Below are 2,138 nucleotides of genomic sequence, written 5' to 3' on the forward strand. Positions count from 1 at the left end.
GCTGTCCCGGCTCGGACTGCGCCAGTTCGGGTGGGCCAGGGCTCTTCGGCTGGTCGGTCTGCTGCTTGGAGGCGCCCTGGGGGCGGGTGGGCTGCTCGGCGGCGCGGGCCTGCTCGTCGGCGTGCGGTTCGGTGACCGGCGGGGCCTGCTGGGCGGCCAGCTTGTCGGCGGTCTTGCGGGCCGTGGCGAGTTCCTTCGGTTCCTCCGCGCCGGGGTCGAGGGCGGGCGGGGCCGGGACGGTCCACATCCACTCGCGGAGCTTGTCGCGCTCATGGGTGAGGTCCCGGATGTCGGTCTCGGCGTACTCGAACTCCGGCGACCAGAAAAGGGCGTCGAAAGGACAGACCTCGATGCAGATACCGCAGTACATGCACAGGGAGAAGTCGATGGCGAACCGGTCGAGGACGTTGCGGCTGCGGTCGCGGCCGCCCGGGGTCGCGGCCGGGATCGTCTCCTTGTGGGAGTCGATGTAGATGCACCAGTCCGGGCACTCGCGCGCGCACAGCATGCAGACCGTGCAGTTCTCCTCGAACAGGCCGATCACACCGCGGCTGCGGGGCGGGAGGCCGGGCTGGGCGTCCGGGTACTGCGCGGTGACGGACTTCTTCGTCATCGTGCGGAGGGTGACGGCCAGGCCCTTGGCGAGGCCACTGCCGGGAAGGGGGGCCATGGTTACTGGATCACCACCTTGACGATGCCGGTGAGGGCGATCTGGGCGAGGGCGAGGGGGACGAGGAGGGTCCAGGCGAGCTTCTGGAGCTGGTCCTCGCGCAGACGGGGGTAGGTGACGCGCAGCCAGATCACGAGGAAGGCGAGGACGGCGGCCTTCAGCAGGGTCCAGACCCAGCCGAGGCCATCGGCGCCCCACGGGCCGTGCCAGCCGCCCAGGAAGAGGACGGTGGTCAGGCCGCACAGGACGACGATTCCGGCGTACTCGGCGAGGAGGAAGAGGGCGAAACGGAGGCCGGTGTACTCGGTGTAGGCACCGAAGATGATCTCCGAGTCGGCGACGGGCATGTCGAAGGGCGGGCGCTGGAGTTCGGCGAGGCCGGCCACGAAGAAGACGATCGCGCCGACGATCTGCCACGGCAGCCACCACCACTCGAAGGCGTCGAGGATGCCGGGGAGGGAGACGGTGCCGGCCGCCATCGCCACCGAGGCGGCGGTCAGGAGCATCGGCAGTTCGTAGGCGAGGAGCTGGGCGGCGGTGCGCAGGCCGCCGAGCAGGGAGAACTTGTTCGCGGACGCCCAGCCGGCCATGAGCGAGCCGAGGACGCCGACGCCCATGACGGCCAGGACGAAGAAGACACCCGCGTCGATGACCTGGCCGACGGCTCCCTCCCCCGGGCCGATGGGGATGGCGAGCAGGACGAGGAGATACGGCAGGAGGGCGACGGCCGGGGCCAGTTGGAAGATGCGGCGGTCGGCGCCCGCGGGGACGACGTCCTCCTTCTGCGCGAACTTCACCCCGTCGGCGACGAGCTGGGCCCAGCCGTGGAAGCCGCCGGCGTACATGGGGCCGAGGCGGCCCTGCATGTGGGCCATCACCTTGTGTTCGGTCTGGCCGATGACCAGGGGGAAGGTGAGGAAGACGACGAAGACGACCAGGAGTCGCAGGGCGACGTCGAGCACGTCATTCACTGCGAGCCTCCTGCGGGTCGTCGGGGTCCCCGGGGTTGTCGGGGTCCCCGGGGTTGTCGGGGTCCCCGGGGTTGTCGGGGTTCCTGGGGCTATCTGGGCTATCGGGGCTGTTTGGGTTGCCGGGGTCGCCGGTGGGCTGGGTGTCGTCGCCCGTGGGCTCGGACGTCTGCGACCCGCCCGGCTGCTCCCTGGACGGAAACTCCCCCGCCTCCGGGGAGGGTTCGGGGGCCGGTTCGTCGAAGGTCGGACGGGCGTGGTGCCAGGGGGCGTCCGAGCTGCGTGGGGCGCTCGAAGCCCTGCCCGGCCGACTGTCACCGCGGCCGGGCGCGCCCGGCCGGCTCCCCCCGCCCTCCGGACCGGGAGTCGCGGAGTCGGGGCCGGAAGTCGCCGAGTCGGGGCCAGGAGTCGCGGAGTCGGGGCCGGAAGTCGCCGAGTCGGGGCCAGGAGTCGCGGAGTCGGGGCCGGAAGTCGCCGAGTCGGGGCCAGGAGTCGCGGAG

General features: G+C 71.8%; 2 protein-coding genes. Both read right to left on the minus strand.

The genetic code is table 11. From position 1 onward, the window contains the following. Positions 1-670: 4Fe-4S binding protein (locus tag ABTX62_RS28345; protein ID WP_352118842.1), on the minus strand; the 670-nt coding region annotated here is incomplete at its 3' end. Positions 671-672: 2 nt separating this feature from the next. Continuing rightward, the gene (locus ABTX62_RS28350; RefSeq protein WP_283974136.1) at positions 673-1,641 is read right to left on the minus strand and encodes a complex I subunit 1/NuoH family protein; all 969 of its coding nucleotides are present in this window, start codon (positions 1,639-1,641) and stop codon (positions 673-675) included. Positions 1,642-2,138: the final 497 nt, after the last annotated feature.

This window comes from Streptomyces sp. NPDC096046, from assembly GCF_040303285.1.
Taxonomy (GTDB): domain Bacteria; phylum Actinomycetota; class Actinomycetes; order Streptomycetales; family Streptomycetaceae; genus Streptomyces.